Source organism: Streptomyces sp. NPDC001843 (genome assembly GCF_042891955.1).
Lineage (GTDB): Bacteria > Actinomycetota > Actinomycetes > Streptomycetales > Streptomycetaceae > Streptomyces.
Genome location: NZ_JBIATQ010000012.1, coordinates 66,977 through 85,401 on the forward strand (window position 1 = coordinate 66,977; position 18,425 = coordinate 85,401).

General features: G+C 70.9%; 7 protein-coding genes. 2 read left to right on the forward strand and 5 right to left on the reverse strand.

What is annotated here, in order from left to right:
• Nucleotides 1-5: 5 nt before the first annotated feature.
• The 4 genes from ACFYZQ_RS28035 to drmA all read right to left on the reverse strand — a co-directional run bounded on the left by ACFYZQ_RS28035 (nucleotide 6) and on the right by drmA (nucleotide 8,993).
• Nucleotides 6-2,060, reverse strand: a complete 2,055-nt coding sequence (locus ACFYZQ_RS28035; protein WP_389153280.1) for a phosphocholine-specific phospholipase C — start codon at nucleotides 2,058-2,060, stop codon at nucleotides 6-8.
• A 449-nt stretch (nucleotides 2,061-2,509) separates the two neighbouring features.
• Nucleotides 2,510-3,274, reverse strand: coding sequence for a DISARM system phospholipase D-like protein DrmC (gene drmC, locus ACFYZQ_RS28040; protein ID WP_389153282.1), 765 nt, complete (start codon nucleotides 3,272-3,274; stop codon nucleotides 2,510-2,512).
• Entirely contained in the window at nucleotides 3,271-5,166 is a 1,896-nt protein-coding gene (drmB, locus tag ACFYZQ_RS28045; RefSeq protein ID WP_389153285.1) for a DrmB family protein, read from the reverse strand. Before drmB ends, drmC begins: the two co-directional genes overlap by 4 nt.
• A complete protein-coding gene (gene drmA / locus ACFYZQ_RS28050) occupies nucleotides 5,163-8,993 on the reverse strand; it encodes a DISARM system helicase DrmA (RefSeq protein WP_389153288.1) in 3,831 nt (1,276 codons plus the stop codon). The genes drmB and drmA overlap by 4 nt, the downstream gene beginning before the upstream one ends.
• A gap of 182 nt (nucleotides 8,994-9,175) precedes the next feature.
• Here drmA and ACFYZQ_RS28055 point away from each other — a divergent pair, with 182 nt between their 5' ends.
• On the forward strand, nucleotides 9,176-11,347 hold the full coding sequence (locus tag ACFYZQ_RS28055; protein ID WP_389153291.1) for a UvrD-helicase domain-containing protein: 2,172 nt from the start codon (nucleotides 9,176-9,178) through the stop codon (nucleotides 11,345-11,347).
• A gap of 64 nt (nucleotides 11,348-11,411) precedes the next feature.
• Here ACFYZQ_RS28055 and ACFYZQ_RS28060 read toward each other — a convergent pair whose 3' ends face one another.
• Nucleotides 11,412-17,210, reverse strand: coding sequence for an AAA domain-containing protein (locus tag ACFYZQ_RS28060; RefSeq protein ID WP_389153294.1), 5,799 nt, complete (start codon nucleotides 17,208-17,210; stop codon nucleotides 11,412-11,414).
• Between the two features lie 354 nt (nucleotides 17,211-17,564).
• Between ACFYZQ_RS28060 and ACFYZQ_RS28065 the strand changes: the two genes are divergently transcribed.
• Entirely contained in the window at nucleotides 17,565-18,404 is an 840-nt protein-coding gene (locus ACFYZQ_RS28065; protein WP_389153297.1) for a hypothetical protein, read from the forward strand.
• The last annotated feature ends 21 nt before the right edge of the window (nucleotides 18,405-18,425 follow it).

The following is an 18,425-nucleotide window of genomic DNA, read 5'->3' on the forward strand; positions in this document are numbered from 1 at the left end:
TCCGTTTACTCCGTGACGATCGCCGGGTCGCTGACACCGGGACGCCCGTTCTCGACATGTCCGGCGAACCGTCGCAGAAACGCCGGATCGGTGTCGGACGTGACGGTGAGGTCGTACCAACGGCGACTCGCCGAGAGGTCCACGGTGAGCCGGACGTGCGCCCCGGGCCGCACAGTCACCGTCCTCGGCCGTCCGCCGTAGCCGTCGGCCAGCTTCAACCGGGCGGTGCCGGTGCCCCGGTTGGTGAAGGTGAGCTCGACGTCGTCGCCGGTGTGCCGGGCCGTGACCTCGGGACCGGCCGTCTTGCCGCGGCCCTTGAAGACGCGCAGGAAACCGTTCGGACCGTGCACGGTCAGGTCGTGGGTGCCGCCGGACTGCGCCGCGTCCCAGGTGCCGGAGACCGACTTGCCGGCCTCGGTGGTGTAGCTCCAGGGGCCGTCGGCGCGATTGCCGGAGGTGACGAGGAAGGCGGCGCCCGCGTGGGCTCCGGAGGCGAAGGTGAGCGTGAGCCTGCCGGTCGCCGCGTCCGCCGAACCGTCCACCAACGGTGCGTACTTGAGCGGTCGGGTGACCCGGTGCCCGCGCTCCTGCTTGGGCAGCTCCGGGCTCGCGGGAGGGGTCGGCACGTAGTCGGGGTGGCGGTCGTGGTCCGGGGGCCGGTAGCCGTCGGTGTCCGGCAGGGCGGCCGGCCGGGTGTCCGTGCGGGAGAAGTCGAACGCCGAGGTCAGGTCGCCGCAGATGGCGCGCCGCCAGGGCGAGATGTTCGGCTCGTGCACACCGAAGCGGCGCTCCATGAACCGGATGATCGAGGTGTGGTCCAGCGTCTCCGAGCAGACGTAGCCGCCCTTGCTCCACGGGGAGACGACGAGCATCGGCACCCGCTGCCCCAGCCCGTAGGGCCCGGCGACATGACTGCCGTCGCCCTTGAACAGGTCGGGTCCGACGTCGACCGTCGAGCCGCCCTGCGCGGCGGAGGCCGGCGGGAAGGGCGGGACCAGGTGGTCGAAGAAGCCGTCGTTCTCGTCGTAGGTGATGAACAGGGCCGTCTTCGCCCACACCTTCGGGTCCGCCGTGAGAGCGTCCAGGACCTGGGCGACGTACCAGGCACCGTAGTTCGCGGGCCAGTTGGGGTGCTCCGTGAAGGCTTCGGGGGCCACGATCCAGGAGATCTGCGGCAGCTTGCCGCCCTTGACGTCGGCCTTCAGCTGGTCGAAGAAGCCCTCGCCCTTGCGGGCGTCGGTGCCGGTGCGGGCCTTGTCGTACAGCGGGTCGCCGGGCTTCGCGTCCTGGTACTGCTTGAAGTAGAGCAGCGAGTTGTCACCGTAGTTGCCGCGGTAGGCGTCCTGGATCCAGCCCCAGGAGCCGCTCGCGTCGAGGCCGTCGCCGACGTCCTGGTAGATCTTCCACGAGATCCCGGCCTTCTCCAGGCGCTCGGGGTAGGTGGTCCAGCTGTAGCCCACCTCGTCGTTGCCGAGGACCGGGCCGCCGCCCTTTCCGTCGTTGCCGGTGTAACCCGTCCACATGTAGTAGCGGTTCGGGTCGGTCGAGCCGATGAACGAGCAGTGGTACGCGTCGCAGACGGTGAACGAGTCGGCGAGCGCGTAGTGGAAGGGAATGTCCTCACGCGTCAGGTACGCCATGGTCGTGGAGCCCTTGGACGGCACCCACTTGTCGTACTTGCCCTGGTCGAAGGCGGCGTGTCCGTCGTTCCAGCCGTGCGGAAGGTCCTGGATGAACGCGAGCCCGAGGTCGTCGGCGTCGGGGTGGAAGGGCAGCAGGTCCTTCGTGCCGTCCGACTGGTACCACACCGGCTTCCCGTCCTGGCGGGTGACCACCGGACGCGGGTCACCGAACCCGCGGACACCTCTGAGTGAGCCGAAGTAGTGATCGAAGGAACGGTTCTCCTGCATCAGGACGACGATGTGCTCGACATCCTCGATCGACCCGGTGCGATGGTTGGCGGGCAGCGCGGCGGCGCGCTCGATGCTGTTGGACAGTGCGGTGAACGCCGAGGTGACGCCCGCGAGTTGGAGGAATCGACGCCGGTTGACTTCGGGCATGGCTGAGGGACCTCTCATCCTGGCGTACGGGATGTCCGGAACGTGACGGACGAAGCGCGGTGCGAGTGTTCCAAGAGCACCAAACGTCTGGGAAGGGTGCGGTGGCTGTCATGTGACCGGCGACCGTACGCCAGGCCAAGACCTCACCAAGAAAGCCCCGCGCCGTGCTCCGGGCCGGAATTCGGCGGTCGGCCGCAAAGGTCCCCGCCGCGGGAAGTGCCGACCGTCGTCACGCGCCTGCCCCGCCCGTCCGACACGCCGACAACGCCCGGCGGTCGCAACGCACCGTCACGCCGCACCGTCCAGCGCCGAGCCGCTCGGGCGCGACGCCCGCCGTACGATCCATGCCCTGCGTTCATGCGTGCGGCGACGGCCCACACGATTCCGCACGCACGTCGGCAGCCTGCCTCCCACGCGGACCTTCTGCGGAGGTGGCGGTGCTCGCCCGTTCACGGCCGAAAAGGCCTCAGTACGCCCAGGCGTTGCAACTCCACGATGTGTTCCGCTGCTCGTCGGGGCGCGTCGCCGCCGCTCACCAGCACGCCGGCTTCGATGTTGCGCCTGGCCGCGGACTCGGTCAGATTGGCGCTGCCCAGGAAGAGAGTGCGGCGATCGGCGACCGCGAGCTTGGCGTGCTGGCGTGAGCGGGCCTGCCGGGCCGGATCCCGGGCCCAGGCCCACAGTCGCAGTCCGGGCACCGATGCGAACGCGTCGGCGGGCTCCTTCCCCGAGAGGAGTCCGCCGGCGCCGGCCAGGGTCTCGACCACGACGTGCGTCTGCACACCCCTTTCCGCGGCCTCGGTCAGGGCCCGGGTCAGGGCGGGGTACGGACGAGCCGCGTACGTCATGGCCAGCAGTTCGTGCTGGGCCCCGCCTATGACTTCGATGAGCACCTGAGCGGTGGCGCGGGCGGGTACACCGGGCGTCGGGGGACCACTCCACACCGTACGGACACCGACCGTGTCCCGGGCCAGCCGCCGGGCGGCGACGTAGCCGCGCAGGTAGGCAGCCGCCTCGGCCGACGGCACGGACTCCGACTCCATGACGTCACAGAGCCGGGCGACGGCCTCGCCGACTCCCGGTGTCGCCAGTTCGGTCAGTATCCGTTCCCTGGAGCGTCCCCGGACGAGCAGTCCGACGAGGTCCTTGCTGCGGGAGAGACCGAGGGCCGCGACGGCGGCCTCGGCCGCGGCCTCGAACGCGGGGCGGCTCACGGCAGCAGACCGACCGGAGTCAGCACCGGTTCCTTGTCCCCGGCCAGCGGGACGAGGAAACGCCGGTCCAGGAACCGGTTGCCGCGCTCGCACGTCGTCTCCGACACGAACAGGCAGACGTGGCACGCGGCTCCGTGCAGGAAGTCGGCCGGGTCGTTCGGCAGGCGCTCCGCGCAGAGCGGGTCGGCCGAGCAGTGGCCGGCATCGGCCAGGGCCCGGCGCACGATCCGGTCGAACTCGCGCTCCTCGGCGAGGGAGACCAGACCGCCCAGGGTCCCCTCGGAGTCGGGGACGGCGGTGTAGATGAGGATGCCCGTCCTCGGATTCTGTTCGTCTCCCGCGTAGATCCGTTCGGCGAGTGAGGCGGAGTTGTAGCCGCATTCCAGAGCGATGGTGCGGATCAGCAGGTGGGAGAGGGTGTGCAGGGCGATGTAGCGGGCTCCGGGCCAGCCGGAATAGGGATCGAAGTCACTTGTCTTGCGGTCCGACCTCCGGTTGGCGCGGAACCGCGCGTACGCCTCTCTGTGCGCCTCCATCTGCGGGGACTTCTCCATACGGACAGCCCACTCGGCCATCAGGCCGTCCCGCACCCGCAGGAAGACGCCCTCGCCGCGCACCTCACTCGCCGGCACCCAGTTGCGGGCCCCTCGCGACAGTTCGACGCGTGTGGCGATCTCCGGGGACTCCGGGTCTGGCGCGTCGAGCCGGGTGAACCCGATCAGCGCCCGTGCCTCGCGCAGCCGCTCGACCTGCCTCACGTCGGCGAAGAACTCGCTCAGCCGGGCCGGCACCGGGACCTGCCGCAGAGCGAAGTCGTCGCTGGGGGCGGGGACGGGCCCGGAGAGCGCGTCCCATTCCGGTCCGAAGAGGTCGGCCTGGATGTCGGGCGCCGAGGGAGCCGGTCCGGCCGTCCCCTGCTTGCGCGCCGTGATCGACGCGACCACCGCGTCGGCGTCGAACTCCTTCAGGAAGGTGAACTTCGGCATACGCGCCATGAAGTCGAACTGCCCCCGGTCCTCGATGAGTTCCAGGTCCGGCCAGTGGTCGTCGAGCAGCTTGTCGATGTCTCCCCCCGGTGCCTTCGGCAGGGCCAGCGCGCTCAGGGTGAGTGGGAACCACTGGTTGGAGGCGCCCGCCACCATCAGGACCGGCTCCTGCGCGCAGCCGTTCGGCTCGTAGGTCCCGAGATGCGGGTGCCGTCCGCGGCACGAGGGCAGGTTGCGGCGGCCCCGTTCGCCCATGGCCTCCCGGATGTTGCGCTTCACGCCGCAGGCGACGCACTCGATGGTGACGTTGGCGGCCTGGTTGCCGCCGTGGTCCTTCATCCGCAGCTTCGGGCGCGGTGTTTTGCCGCAGGCCTGGCCGTGGTGGACGTACGCGGTGTACGGGAACTCGTCGAGATGGCCGGCCGTGCAGACGAGGGTGAAGCGGGCGGCCACGGCGAGCGGCTTGCCCCGCTTGCAGTCGTGCACGAACTTCGCCTCGTGCGGTGTCCGTGGATTTGAGTTGACGAAGGCGAACTCACCGGAGTCGATGGCGGCCAGCACGTTGCACGCGGTGCAGCGCAGCCATTGCGGGAAGGGCGTGACGGGCACGCCGACGCCCTGGGCCGCCCAGCCCTTCGGGTCCGCGTCGGCGCCCTCGAGCCAGGGAGCGGCACGCAGTTGCTCGACCTGTCCGCGGCCGTAGCGCTGCAGGGAGCGGTTGACGGCGGCGCGGAGCCGGGGCTCGTCGATGTCGTAGTCGGTGACGCCGGAGTGGCTCCAGGAGTCGATTCCCCGGATGAGGACCGAGAAGTTGGGCAGGTCGACCAGTGCGCCGACACCGGCGGTGAACATGAGGTGGCTCGGCCGTACGGCACCGACCCTGCGGTTGCTGCCATGGGTGCTCATCGCTGTGCCTTTCTGACCGTGTCGGCCGTGACGGGCCCGTACTCGTCGCTGTCCACGGTGGTCGCCGTGTCCGGGTCGGTTTCGGAGTCGGTCGCGGGCGTGCCGAAGTTCCAGTCGGGACCGCTGCCCGAGGGCTCTTCCAGGAACGCCCCGCCGCCGGGCAGGAGCAGGTTGATCTCGTTCTCCGTCTCACGCATCGACATGCCGACGGTCAGCTCGGTCCACCGGGATCCGTCCGCCCGCCTCAGCAGTCCGTTCACGACGGTCGTCTTGTGCTTCTCCTTGCGGTAGCCGAGCGCCGAGCTGCTCTCGTCCCGCTTGCGGCGCCATTCGTCCTTCAGTCGGTCAAGGCGTTCGCTCAGGTACTGGCGGGGCCGGTCACCTCCCACTCGCTCCGCCCGTTCCAGGAACCGCCGTTCGACGTCCTGGGCGAGCGGGCCGTCGAGGTCGACGTGGTGGGCGTCGAGGTTTCGGGAGGTGTCGTACGTCGCGTGCCGGAGCGCGGCGACGTAGGTGGCGGCGACGCCCCGGTCGAGGGCGCGGCGGGTGTACGGGGTGACGGAGAGCGCCTCCACCTGGCGGTAGAACGTCGCGTGGTAGTGCTCGAAGTCCTCGTAGTGCGCGAGGTCGCGGGGGCGCGACCAGTTGTAGAGGGTCACCACCAGACCGGGACGCCTGGCGTCACGGCCGACCCGGGAGGACGCCTGGATGTACTCGGCGGTGTTCTTGGGCTGGCCGACGACCAGCATCAGGCCGAAGCGGGAGACGTCGACGCCGACCTGCAGCATGGAGGTGGCGAGGACCACGTCGACGGCCTGCCGGACGGTCGGGGTCATGGAGGCACGTGGCTCTCGCCTCTCCTTCACGGCTGCCGCGTACTCACGAAGGAAGGCTCGTCGTCGTACCGAGGTGTCACGCTCGGGGTCGAACTCGATCTCCAGTCGCTTGAGGGCCGCGCCGATGTCGGCCGATGAGATGCGTGAGGTCAGCTCCTGGATGCTGAGCGTCCCCGCTCTGCTCACGATGCGGTCCGACAGCGTGTCCTGACCCTTGCGGCTGCCGTTGGCCCGCACCCGGGTGGTGATGTCGTCGTCCACGTACCGCCGCATGCCGGCGAGTTCGCGGGTCGCGTTGAAGTAGCCGACGAGGGTCATGTATGGGTCCGCCGGCCTGCCGTAGTCGTCGAAGAGCTGCTGACCCGCGAGCAGCAGGATCTCCGCGACACGGATTTCGGCGGCCTTCAGTCGCGTTCCGTGGGCGCACACGCCGAGATAGCGGCGGCCGGGGTTCTCCCGGCTGAGCTCCACCTGCCGGGAGAAGAACGTGTCGCCGACGTCCAGCACCTGGGGCGGGAAGACGGCGACCTCGCGGCCGAAGACACCGCGCACCTGGTCGGCGGCCCGCTTGGTGGTCGCGGTGGAGGCGACGATCTTGGGGCCGGTTTCCTGGCGCCGTCCGTGGGCGTCGGTGAAGCTCCAGGTGCACAACTGGTCGACGGCGGCTTCGAAGAGGCCCACGGTGGTGCCGAGCGCCCCGGAGATCAGATGCAGCTCGTCCTGGATGATCAGGTCCGGGGGCCGCAGGCGGGCGACGGGCTGGGCGGTGACGCCGGGCAGGTCGCCCCTGGCGTTGTGCCGGCCCCCGCAGCCGGTCTTGGCGTCCAGGTCGTCATGGCGGTAGCCGTGGCGGGGGCAGAGCTCGGTGACCCGGCCGAACAGCAGGCCCGCGTAGCCGTTCCAGGGGAGCTGGGCGAACTTGTCGACGGTGGCGATCAGCAGCGAGGGCGCCAGCCGGTAGATCTCTTCGTCGACGGTGAGTACCGGGATGCCCTCGCCGAGCGCTTCTCGGCGAGAGAAGGGACAGCGGTCCTCCCCCTCGGCGCGCGGGCAGTACAGCAGGATCCGGCGGCGTGCTTCGTCGTACTCCATGTTCGAGCGGGCGGTCAGTCCGCTGCCGCACCACGGGCAGGTGAGCACCTGCAGGACGCGGGCGTGCTTGTCGCTGGCGCTCTCCTTGGCCTCGGCGATCTGCTCTTTCGCCTCCTCGAACCAGTTCGGCGAGACGGAGGTGCCCACCCAGAGCCCGATGCGGAACGGAGTGGAGCCCCAGCGCCGGTCCCGCGTGAACTCCTCGCGGCGCAGGACCTCACAGGCGCTCACCAGGGCGGCGGCGCGCTGGAACTGCTGGGCGGTCAGCAGCCGCAGGGTGTAGCGCATGAGCACGCCCACCCCGGCCTCGCCGCTGCGGGCCTCGGCTCCCGAGCCGATCGTGCCCTGCAGGCGCCGGAGCGCGAAGGTGTAGGCGGCGAGGCCCAGGTACGCCTCGGTCTTGCCACCGCCGGTCGGGAAGAACAGCAGGTCGACGAGGGCTTTGCGGCCGGTGCCGCGATGCGGGTGTCCTGGCTGGGTGAGGGAGGCGATGTTCAGCAGGACGAAGGCGAGCTGGAACGGACGCCAGCTGGCCGCCGCCTTGCCCTTGCCGTGGATCTCCTCCTGCGCCTCCCGGTAGGAGAGGGGGTCGTTCTCACGACCGGCGCGGGCGGCCGCGACGGCGGTGTTGCGCCGCTGCAGGGCCATGGCCCGGTTGGCGAACCGGAAGGCCGTCAGGGCCGTGTCGTCGGCTACGAGCCGGTCGATGCCGAGGGTGATGCGGTCGCAGACCTCGAGCGCCTGCTCGATGGCGACCTCGGCGGATGCGCGCAGGTCGTCGGGGAGCGAGCGGGCGGCCCGGCGCTGCTGCTCCAGCCAGCTGCCGTACCCGTCGGCCAGCGGAGCGAGGACGGCGCTGAGTTCGGTCCGGCGCTCGGGCACGGCGAGCGCGGCCAGTTCGTCCATGCCCAGCTCCAGTCCCTGGAGCAGGTCCTGTTCCTCGAGTGCCGGAGCGGTGGTGGCCCGCACGTCGTACTCGGGGAGCCAGACGGTGCTCAGGCGGTGGGCGTTGCGTTCGCCGTCGCGGACGCGGGCGTGGACGGCGACGTTGCGGCCCTTGGCGTGGCTGAGGCTGTCCCGGTAGAGCAGGCGCAGCCGCCGCTCCTCGGCGTCCTCGGGCGCGTTGCCGTGGCTCGCCGTGTCGAGGGGATCGTCGACGGGCAGGAAGACCGCGGCCTGGTCGTCGGGGAAAGCGGTGACGTCGATCTCGGTCTGGAAGAGCCAGTGGGCGTCGCGTGCGTCCCGGCTGTCCGGCTGCCGGTTGATCAGGGCCAGCTCGACTATGCGCAGGTCCTCGGCGCCCGTACGGGTGGTGTGCCGGCGCACCTGTACGTCGAGGACGACGGCCTCGCCGTCGAGTTCGACGGTCCGCTCGGCCCCGCCGGTCACGTCGATGTCCACCAGGTGCTCGACGGGCTCACGCGACCAGACCCTGCGGGTCGTCCCCCGGTCGGTGGCTTCCTCCGACTGCGTGTAGCGCCCCCAGCGGACGGTGGCGCTGAGTGTCCCGACGGAGGCCGGTACGGTGAAGGCGAGTCCCATGGACGACGCCCAGATGTGACCGGCGGCCTGTGGGCTCAGCCGGTCCTGCAGGTCACTGTCGTCACCTTCCTGCTCGTCGCCCGACTCCGCGTCCGCGCTCTGGGCGGCCGCGCGGGCGATCCGGTCCGTGGTGACGGATTCGGGTCGCGGGCCGAGCATCCCGACGAGGTACCGGTCGCGTGGCCCGGAGGAGGCGCTCGGCAGGGTTTCCGTCTCCCCGTCCCAGGGCCCCAGCAGATCCCGGCGGATGTAGGTGACGAGTGCGTCCCGGACCACGTAGGAGTCCCCCGCGCGGAACGTCTGGGGGACCTCGTCGAGCGGGTGGGGGACAGCGGCCTGGGCAGGCTGGGCCGGCATGCGGTGGGTCCTTTCGGACAGGTCCGTTGGAGCACGGTCGTGCGGCGATGGGGTGACAGCAACAGAAATATAGATCGTTGACTCAGTTCACACAACGAATATGGGGAGCTTCGTCGCTCAGCATCCCGATCGGTCTCTAGGCTGTTGCTCGCCCACCGCCCGCCCGCGACCCGAGGACGCCCATGCCCCGTCTCGCCCTCTCCGACGACTTCGTCGCGGATTTGATCTCCTTGCAGAGACCGGTCCAGAAGGAGGTCAACGACGCCATCCAGATGTTCCGGAGCCTGACCGTCCCGCAGCTGCACGCCAGCAAGGGAATGCACCTGGAGAAGCTCGAAAGGGCGCGCGACCCCCGGATCCGTACGATCCGGATCACCAGGTTCTACCGGGGAGTTCTCCTCGCCCCGGACGACGGGAGCGAGCTGTACACGCTGCTGCGGGTCGCTCCGCACGACGAGGCGATCAACTGGGCCTGCAAGCGCGCCTACTCGGTCAACGGCGCCACCGGCGGCCTGGAGGTCCGCAATGTCGAGGCCCTCGAACAGATGGAGACCTACTTCGAGACGAAGGCGGTCGAGACCCCGGCGCGTCTCTTCGCCCGGCACTCCGACACCGTGCTGCGCGATCTGGGCATCGACGAGCAGGTGCTGCGGCTGGCGCGCGTGTGCGTCACGGCCGACGACCTGACGGTCATGGCGCCGCCCATGATGCCCGCCGACCAGTACGAGGTGCTGGAGTACCTGGCGGCCGACTACTCGCCCGAGGACGTCTGGGAGCAGCTGATCGCCCCGCGCGGGCAGACGGTCCGCACGGCCGAGGACCGGCCGGCCGTCACCCTCAGCGAGGCGATCCTCAACACGCCCGACCGCATCGTCGAGGTCACCGGCCCCGGTGAGCTGGAGCGCATCCTCACCGAGGACTTCACCCGCTGGCGCGTCTTCCTGCACCCCGCCCAGCGGCGGTACGCCTACCATCCCGGCTTCAACGGACCGGCCCAGGTGACAGGTGGTCCCGGCACCGGCAAGACCGTCGTCGCGCTGCACCGGGTGCGGCATCTGCTGCGTGGCGGAGGCGAAGGCGACCGGATCCTGCTCACCACCTTCACCAACGCCATGGCGGCCACGCTGCGCGACAGCCTGGCCCTCCTGCTCGGCGACGCCGACGCCCACCTGCTCGACCGGGTGGACGTCACGACGGTGGACTCGCTCGCCGCCCGGGTCATACGGGAGGCGCGGGGCAGCTCACCGAAGCCGTTGACGGCGGCGGCCGAGAAGAGCGCCTGGACCCGTGCCGCCGCACGCGAGGACCTGCCCTGGTCGGAGCGCTTCCTCGCCCAGGAGTTCCGAGGCGTCGTCCTCGCTCAGGGGCTGCGGACGCCCGAGGAGTACCTGCGATGTGTGCGCAGGGGGCGCGGCACGCAGGTCGGACGGGTGCAACGGGCGCGGCTGTGGCGGGTCATGGAACGGTTCACGGGGGACCTGGCCGCGCGCGACTCGGCGACGTACACCATGCTGTGCGACCAGGCCGCCCGGATCCTGGCCGAGAAGGGGCCGCGCTACCGTCACGTCGTGGTGGACGAGGCACAGGACCTGCACCCGGCCCAGTGGCGGGTGCTGCGCGCCTGCGTCGCCGAGCAGGCCGACGACCTGTTCCTCGTCGGCGATCCGCACCAGCGCATCTACGACTCCCGGGTGTCGCTCCGCTCGTTGGGCATCAATGTGCGGGGGCGCACGTCCCGGCTGCGCGTCAACTACCGCAGCACGGAGGAGATCCTGCGCTGGTCGGCGTCGCTGCTGGAGGGGCAGCCCGTGCACCGGCTCGGTGAGGACGACGACGATGACGGCGGGCGCGACTCGCTGCGGGGCTACCGGTCCGAGCTGCACGGCCGCGTTCCGGTGGCCCGCGGCCACGCCAGTCAGGACGACGAGCTGCGTACGCTGGTGGAGCAGATCCGGGTCTGGGTGGACCAGGACGGGGTCAAGCCGTCCGAAGTGGCGGTGTGTGCCCGGTTCAACACGCTGGTCGACGCCGTCATCGCACGTCTGCGCCGGGAGGGCGTCCCGGCGGTCGCGGTCAAGGACGACCCGGGGCCCGAGGTGTCGGGTGTGCGCGTGGCGACGATGCACGGGATGAAAGGACTGGAATTCCGCTGCGTGGCCGTCGTGGGTGTGACCTCGAGCGTGCTTCCCTTCGCTCCGCAGGTGACGCCGGCCGACGAGGACGCCGTACAGCACCGTTCTGATCTGCTGGCCGAGCACTGTCTGCTCTTCGTGGCCTGTACGCGGGCGCGGGACGCGCTGGCGATCTCCTGGAGCGGTGAGCGGAGCCGTCTGCTGGACCCGGTCGCCGGCTGAGACGCGCAGGGGCCCTGTCACCCGTACCGTGCGGTACGGGTGACAGGGCCGGCTGCCGGACTTCTCAGACCCGGATCTCCCGCACGACGACCGTGCGCGCCCTGCCCTGGGACGCGTCGTACGAGATCTCCCGTCCGGCGGGCTGCCACATCAGCGCATGTCCGAGGGGAGACGACGGGGAGACGATGTCCGCCTCTTCGGTGGGCAGTTCGGCGACGGTGTACAGCGTGTCCTCGTCGACCTCGCCGTCGAACTCCAGGACCAGCAAGGCACCGGGGATCACGACGTCCGGGACGACCGGTTCCCGCCCGACGCCGACGGCGTCGAGGAACGTCCGCAGGAAGGCGAGGCGTTTCGCGCGCCGGTCACGCTGGTCGGCGTGCGTCTTCCTGAGGAAGACGAGCTGCGCCGCGTCCGCCCCGTCGGGGATCTCGTGGGGAGCGTCCAGGGCCGCCTGCAGCTGCTGCACCTCGTGCACCAGCCGTTGGAAGGCCGCGGCGGGGATCTCCGGGACCGGAAGCGGGCCACGGGCGTGCGAGGTCGGTGCCGCCTCGGCCTCCGCCGGGCGGCCCGGTCCCTTGGGGGATCCGGTGACGGCTCGGTGCTCCGCAGGCTCCGTACGCGGCTTCGGCGGAGCCGGCGTCGTCAGGGCCGGACCACACAGCGACTCGCGCGGATCCGCCGGCGCCGGCACGGTCACCGCGTCAGTGACGGCGACGGTCTCGGTAGCCGGTTCCGTACCGCCCGTTTCCTCACTGTGTTCGCCGCGCGGCTCGGCCTCCTCCCGCACCGGCACGATGCCCAGGCGTTCCAGCTCGGCCCACAGCGGCGCCAGCGCCTGTCGGCGGTCGAGGTGGAACCGGCTGCCCCGGATCCGGACGAACGTCCAGTCGACGCGTTCCAGGTCGCGCTGTCTGGCCGCCGCGGTGGAGGCGTCCTCGCCGTCGGCGAAGGCGTCCCCGTCGCAGGCGACCGCGAGCCGGCGCGTCCCGCCCTCGACGACCAGGTCCAGGGTGTGGCGGCCCACCTTGTATCCGGGGCGGACCCGGTAGCCCCGTCCCGTCAGTTCCAGGTACACCTTCTGCTGGAACAGACTGTCGAACGCTTCGTGCCTGACGTCGGACAGTACCTCGCCCTCTATTGCGGCGGCGTCCTCCTCCGTGGGTCGAGTGAGGTGGTCGAGCCACCTCCGGCGCAGATCGTTCTCATGGAACTGCTCCACGCGCGCACTGTGGAACACCCAGACCTGGTCCTGGGCGCGGGAGGCCGCCACGTTGATCCGCTGCTCGTAGGTCTTGCCGTTGAAGCCGCCCGGTACCGATCCGGCGGCGGTGGACGGCGAGTTCACGCACGAGACGAACATGACGTGCCGTTCGTCGCCCTGGAAGTCCTCGGCGTCGCCGACCCGGATGCGCCGCTCCTCGCGCTGCTCGTAGTCGAGACGCTCGGCGAGCAGGTTCTCCAGCTCCGTCAGGTGTCCCTTGCCGGCACGGAGGCTGATGACTCCCATGGTCTTGCCGTCGTAGGCAGGGTCGGCGCAGCAGCGCACGATCGCGTCGACGAGGGCCTCGGCCTCGGCGGTGTTGGTCAGCCGGGAGCCCGCGCCGACGGCTTCGCCGTGCTCGACGTGCACGGTGCGGACCGGGGGCAGCCGGTCGGCGCCGTACTGCCGCAGGGGCAGCAGATCCCCGTTGTAGCAGAGGTCGTTGGAGAAGGAGATGATCTCCGGCATGCACCGGAAGTGTTCCTTGAGCATCAGCGTGCCGCGGCCCGCCGAGAGCGCTTCGGTGAGGTCGAAGAAGCTGGAATCGGGGCCGAACAGGCTGCGCACGTCGGGCTCCAGCGCGGTGAGCAGCCGGTCCCTGAGGTGGAAGTACTCGTCCTGCTTGAGGCCGACGTTGGACGGGCTGACCTGCTTGCTGTCGCCGACGACGACCATACGGTCGGCGAGCCAGCTCAGCAGCATGGCCTCCAGGCCGGACTGGCTGGCCTCGTCGACGATGACGACGTCGAACATGCCGGGCCGGTCCATGGGAACCGTCTCGGCGACCTGGTGCAACGGCATGATCCAGGCCGGCACCGCCGTCTGCGCCTTACGCAGGGCGGCCTGCGCGTCGCGCCGGTAGCGGTGCTGGTACTTGCCCTTGATGCGCCGGGCGGCCTGCTGGTAGGCGCTGAGGGCACGGGACTGGTCGCCGGTGAGCAGGCCGAGGCAGCGGTGCCAGGCGCGGGCGGCGGCGAGCCGCGCGAGCATGATGCGCGCTTCGTCGTCGGCCTCCGTGAGCCGCTTGCGCAGGGCGCGTTCGGCCTCGGGGTCGGTCAGCCGCTCCATGCGCTCGCGCCACGCGGACCAGGCCCAGGCCTCGGTGAGAGAGGGCAGCCGGGTGTCCCAGGCGGTGTCCTCGTGCGTGCCGGTGATCCGCTCGGCGAGGGCCGGAAAGGCTTCGCGGACACGGGCGAGCGCCGCGTCCTGTGCGGCCCGCAGCCGGGCGGCCTCGCGCACCTCGGCCATCTCGTCGCCGAACGTGCGGTAGCCGTCGGGGTCACGGTCGCGCACGGCGTCGAGGGCACGGACGACCGCGGGTGCGACACCGGGCCGGTCGCTCCAGCCCCGCAGCAGTTCCTCGGTGGCCGCGATGACCTTGCGGGACTGTTCGGCTGCGCGCAGCGTCGTCGCGGCGCGCAGCAGAGTGCGTACGGCGTTCTCGACGGACGCGTCCTGCCAGGTGGCGACCGCGAGTGCCGGCGAGGTGGCCGCGGCGGTCAGGACGTCGGTACGGGCTGCGGCGACGTTGAGCAGCGCGTCGAGCACCTCCGCGTCCTGCCGCAGCCGGGCGAGGCGGGACCCGTGTCCCTGCCAGGCGGCGACGGGAGTGCCCCACTCGGACTCCACCTGCGCCAGGCGCAGTTCGAGCTGTACCCGGGCGAGGACGACGGCCGCCGTCGCGGTGTCCTCCGCGGTCCGTCCGTCGACCCGTACCGTCTCGACGAACGCGCCGACCGTTTTCGCCAGCTTCGAGCGCATGCCGAGGGGGCCGCGCAGCTTCTGGCCCTGGCCCAGCCCGTCGTGCAGAGCGGTGGCCTGGGCAACCGCCGTGGCCGGGTCGTACTGCTCCAGGCCACTGACCATGGCCGTGCCCAACGTGGCGAGCGAGGCGTCGACGGCCGCCAGGGTCTCGGTGACGGCTGCCCGGCGGCTGCGTGCCTGCCAGTCCTGGCCGTCCGTCACCTGCTTCAGGAGCGCTGTCGCCCAGTCGCCGGCCGGGGAGGCGAGGGACGCGGCTCGGGCGCGGGCCGCGGAGAACGCGTCGAGCGCCGAGGACAGCCGCCGCTGTCCGGCCTCGCCGAGGCTCTGCACAGCCGTGTCGTACCCCGCGCACAGGGGGTCCAGGCGCGCGGCGGCGTGCGCTTCCTCGGCCGACCGTACGACCCGTACGGCCTCTTCGAAGTCACCGGGGCCGGGCAGTTCTGAGGGTCCGGGCACCTCGGCGGCCAGCGCCTGGTGGTGCGGGGTGTACGCGCGGGTGGTGCGCAGCAGGCACAGGGTCTCGTCGGCGGTCAGCGCCGGCTGTTCCTGCGGGACCGGGCCGAGCCAGTCGTGTCGCCCCGCCTCCGCCGTGAGGCGCTCGGCGATCTCCTGGAGGCTGCCGCTGTAGTCGCCGATCTCCGCCTCGAAGCGGTGGGTCTCCTGCTCGCGCAGCACGGCGAGGTCACGCAACATGGCCTGCTGGGCGGCGCGGGCCTTGGCGAGGCGTGACTGGAGCGTCTTGATCTGCTTCCGGGAGGCCTTCTCGTCGTATCCGGCGTACTCGCTGAGGATCCTGTGCACGGAAGCCTCCAGCTCCCGCTGGGCGGCGGCCCCGTCCTCGGTGCGGCTCACACACAGGTCGCGGACAGACTCCGGCAGCTTGTCCCGCAGCACACGCAGGGCGCGCGGGGTGTGGCTGGTGATGAGGACCCGCTTGCCCTGGGCGAGCAGGTCCGTGACCAGGTTGGCGATGGTGTGCGTCTTGCCGGTGCCGGGCGGGCCCTGGACGACGACGAGCCGGTTGGCGCGCAGGCGTTCGGCGATGGTGCGCTGTTCCTCGTTGGCGGGCAGCGCGAAGTACATCTCGCCACTGTCGTCCGCCGTCCCTTCCTCCGCCGCCGCAGCGAGGTCGGCCGCGGTGAGCGCGCCGTCCCGGCCTGCGATGTAGCCGAGCAGTTCGGTGGGCGGTACGCCGGCGTCGATCTGCCGGGCGATGGCCTTGAGGGCGTCCATGGTCGAGCGGCGGCTCCGCTCGCGCAGGACGAGTGCGGGGGTGAGTCCCACCTGCGGCACATCGAGGGCGCGCGGCTTGGCGCGCTCCACGGTCGGTGTGTAACCGCCTGCGCTGTGCGCGGCGTTGATCCAGCTGCGCAGCGCGGTGTGGACGGCGTCGAGGTGTTCGGGGTCCGTCACGTCCGAGGCGCCTTCCAGTACCTCGACGATCTCCTCCCGCACGGGACCGGGCACGTGCTGGGCCCCTTCGAGCATGCCCTCTTCGAGTTCCAGGCCCGCGCAGGCCGGGTCCGGGGCTGCGGTGAGCGTGCCGGTGGACGGGTCGAGACGGAGGATGGCCCGGTGGGTGACGAGGTGCCGGTCCACCCGTTGCCCGGAGGTCGTCTGCCAGGTCAGCCGGCCGAGACCGAGCACGAGTTCGTAGGCCTCACCGAGGTTGGCGGCGTCCTCGTGCATCTTGTGCAGCCGGTCGTACAGCCTGACCACGGGGTCGATCGCGCGGCGCCGCTCCGCCCAGGTGAGCCACTCCTGTTGCCAGGCGGCGTACAGCTTCTCGATCTTCTCGCGCCGGGGGTGTTCATCCAGCTCGTGGTAGGTCTTGTCGAACGGGATGCCCTGGGACCAGTCGGGAAACTCCGGCTCGACGCGTCGGCGCAGGTGCGGGGCGTGGGTCTGCGTGAAGTCGCGGATGCGGGTCTCGTCCACCCAGGGTGCGAGCAAAGGCTTGGGGTGCGGCGCGTCCTCGCGTTCGGGGCGGGCGACGGTCAGCCAGGCCGGCTCGTCGGTGCCGAGCACGCCGTCGGTCATCACCTCGACGCCGTCGTGCGGCAGTTCGTCGAACCACACGGTGCCGGCCGCGCCGTCGAGCGTGCGCACGGGGCGCGTCTTCGACTCCTCCGCCTCGGCGAGGAACCGGAAGATCTGCCGCACGCGTGCGGCGTCGAGCTCGTCGGCGGAGAGCTGCGGTGCGGGTGACTGCGGGGCCGTGCGCCAGGGGCCGGTCGGCTGGGCCGGGACGGCGTCGAGTGTTCCGTCGGTGGGATCGCCGAGGTCACGCACGGGCTCTGCCTCCGAGCTGCCGTCCAGGAACACGGACGCGGCGCCCGTGACGGTGCCGGTGTCGGTACCGGTGCCGGTGCTGAGCGAGGCCGACACGGCGGCCGCGGCCGTGGTGAAGGTGACACTCTCCCGGTCGTGCGCACCCCGGAAGCGGACCTCGATGTCCAGATCGCCGGCGGTACCGGCCGGAATGCTGTACGCCCACGTCGCGGAGGCCCTGCGTCCCGCACGCAGGGTGCCCTCCAGCTCGTCGTCGAGCACGTCACTGCGGTAGTCCTGCACCTGACGGCCCGTCTTGCCGTACGGCCCGCCGCGCACCAGCAGGGTGATGCCGTCCATGTCGACGGGCCGCCCGGTGCCGTTGCTCACGTGCAGGGTGCAGCGCACCAGGTCGTCGCCCGCCCGGTACCCGTGGCTGTCGTCGGCGTCGGCCAGTTCGTACGGCACGACATCGTCCACGCGTACGTACAGGCCGTCGATGTACTGGTAGACGGAACCGACCGGCCGCGGACCGCCGCCCGGCCCGCGCTCTTCCTGACTCACACGCCCCACCCCCACTGGTGCCGAGGGCCATCCTGTGGCCCGTTCGGTGACAAATCGCCCGGCCACCTCAAGACGGCCGCAAGGCACCCCCCGGCGGCGCGGACTTGAGTGTGAACTGAGCACACGCGGCGAGCGTATCAGCAAAGACCGAAACAGCACCCCAGGAGGCGCACTGGCACACAACACACCTGGTGAGTGGCCCATCGGCGACCCCTGGCCGCCTTCGGCGTCACCATAAAGGCAACAACCTCTACGTGAAAGTCATTGACTCAGTTCACAGTTACACGACAAGATGTCAACCGCGTCACTCGTGTGAGCTCCGTGACGCCGGTCCCGGAGGAGGGCAATCGCGCCATGCACATGCAAGTGGTCGACGTCTCGCCGCAGTTGGCGGCAGAATGGCTCACCCGCAACACCAACAACCGGCCGCTCAGCAAGAGCACGGTGCAGCAGCTGGCCGGCCAGATCCAGCGCGGTGAGTGGCAGTTGACCCACCAGGGCATCGCCTTCGACGAGGACGGTGTTCTCATCGACGGGCAGCACCGCCTGGCGGCCATCGTCAAGGCGGGCGTCACCGTGCGGTTGACCGTCACGCACGGTGTGCCGCGCACGGCGTTCACCGTGATGGACACGGGCCGCAAGCGCACCGGCCGCGACGCGCTCGCCCTTGCGGGTGAGACCAACGCGACCCACCTGGCGGCGGCCCTGCGAGGCCTGCACCTCTACCGCAACGCCCCCAACTCCTCGTGGAGCGGCGGATCGTCGGTCACGAGCAACGACCAGCTCCTGGACCTGCTCGACAAGCACCCCGGTGTCCGCGGCGCCCTGCAGCACGGCATCGCGTTGAACCGCGGCTGCCGCATCACCGTCACAGCGGCGACGATCGGCTGGTACGTCACCAGCGAGGCCCGGCCCGACGTCGACCAGTCCGCATGGGAGGAAGGAGTCGTCACCGGCGCGCGCCTGGAGCCGGGCGACCCCCGTCTCACGCTGCGCAACACCATGCTCAACCTGGCCCTCGGCAACGCGCACCGGCGCCGCGACGACTCGCGCGAGCACCTCCTCTACTACCTCAAGGCGTGGAACGCGTGGGTCGAGGGCCGCAGCATCAAGCTGCTGCGCCGCTCCCCCAACGAGACGATGCCGCGCATCTCCAGCCGCTCCGCCCTGACACCGGCGGACAACAACGCCTGAAAAGGCATAGATTCAACGGAC

What these genes read in the sequence shown, in the direction of transcription:
- ACFYZQ_RS28035 (WP_389153280.1), bottom strand. Translation starts at nt 2,060, where the DNA reads ATGCCCGAAGTCAACCGGCGTCGATTCCTCCAACTCGCGGGCGTCACC.
- drmB (WP_389153285.1), bottom strand. Translation starts at nt 5,166, where the DNA reads ATGAGCACCCATGGCAGCAACCGCAGGGTCGGTGCCGTACGGCCGAGC.
- drmA (WP_389153288.1), bottom strand. Translation starts at nt 8,993, where the DNA reads ATGCCGGCCCAGCCTGCCCAGGCCGCTGTCCCCCACCCGCTCGACGAG.
- ACFYZQ_RS28055 (WP_389153291.1), top strand. Translation starts at nt 9,176, where the DNA reads ATGCCCCGTCTCGCCCTCTCCGACGACTTCGTCGCGGATTTGATCTCC.
- ACFYZQ_RS28065 (WP_389153297.1), top strand. Translation starts at nt 17,565, where the DNA reads ATGCACATGCAAGTGGTCGACGTCTCGCCGCAGTTGGCGGCAGAATGG.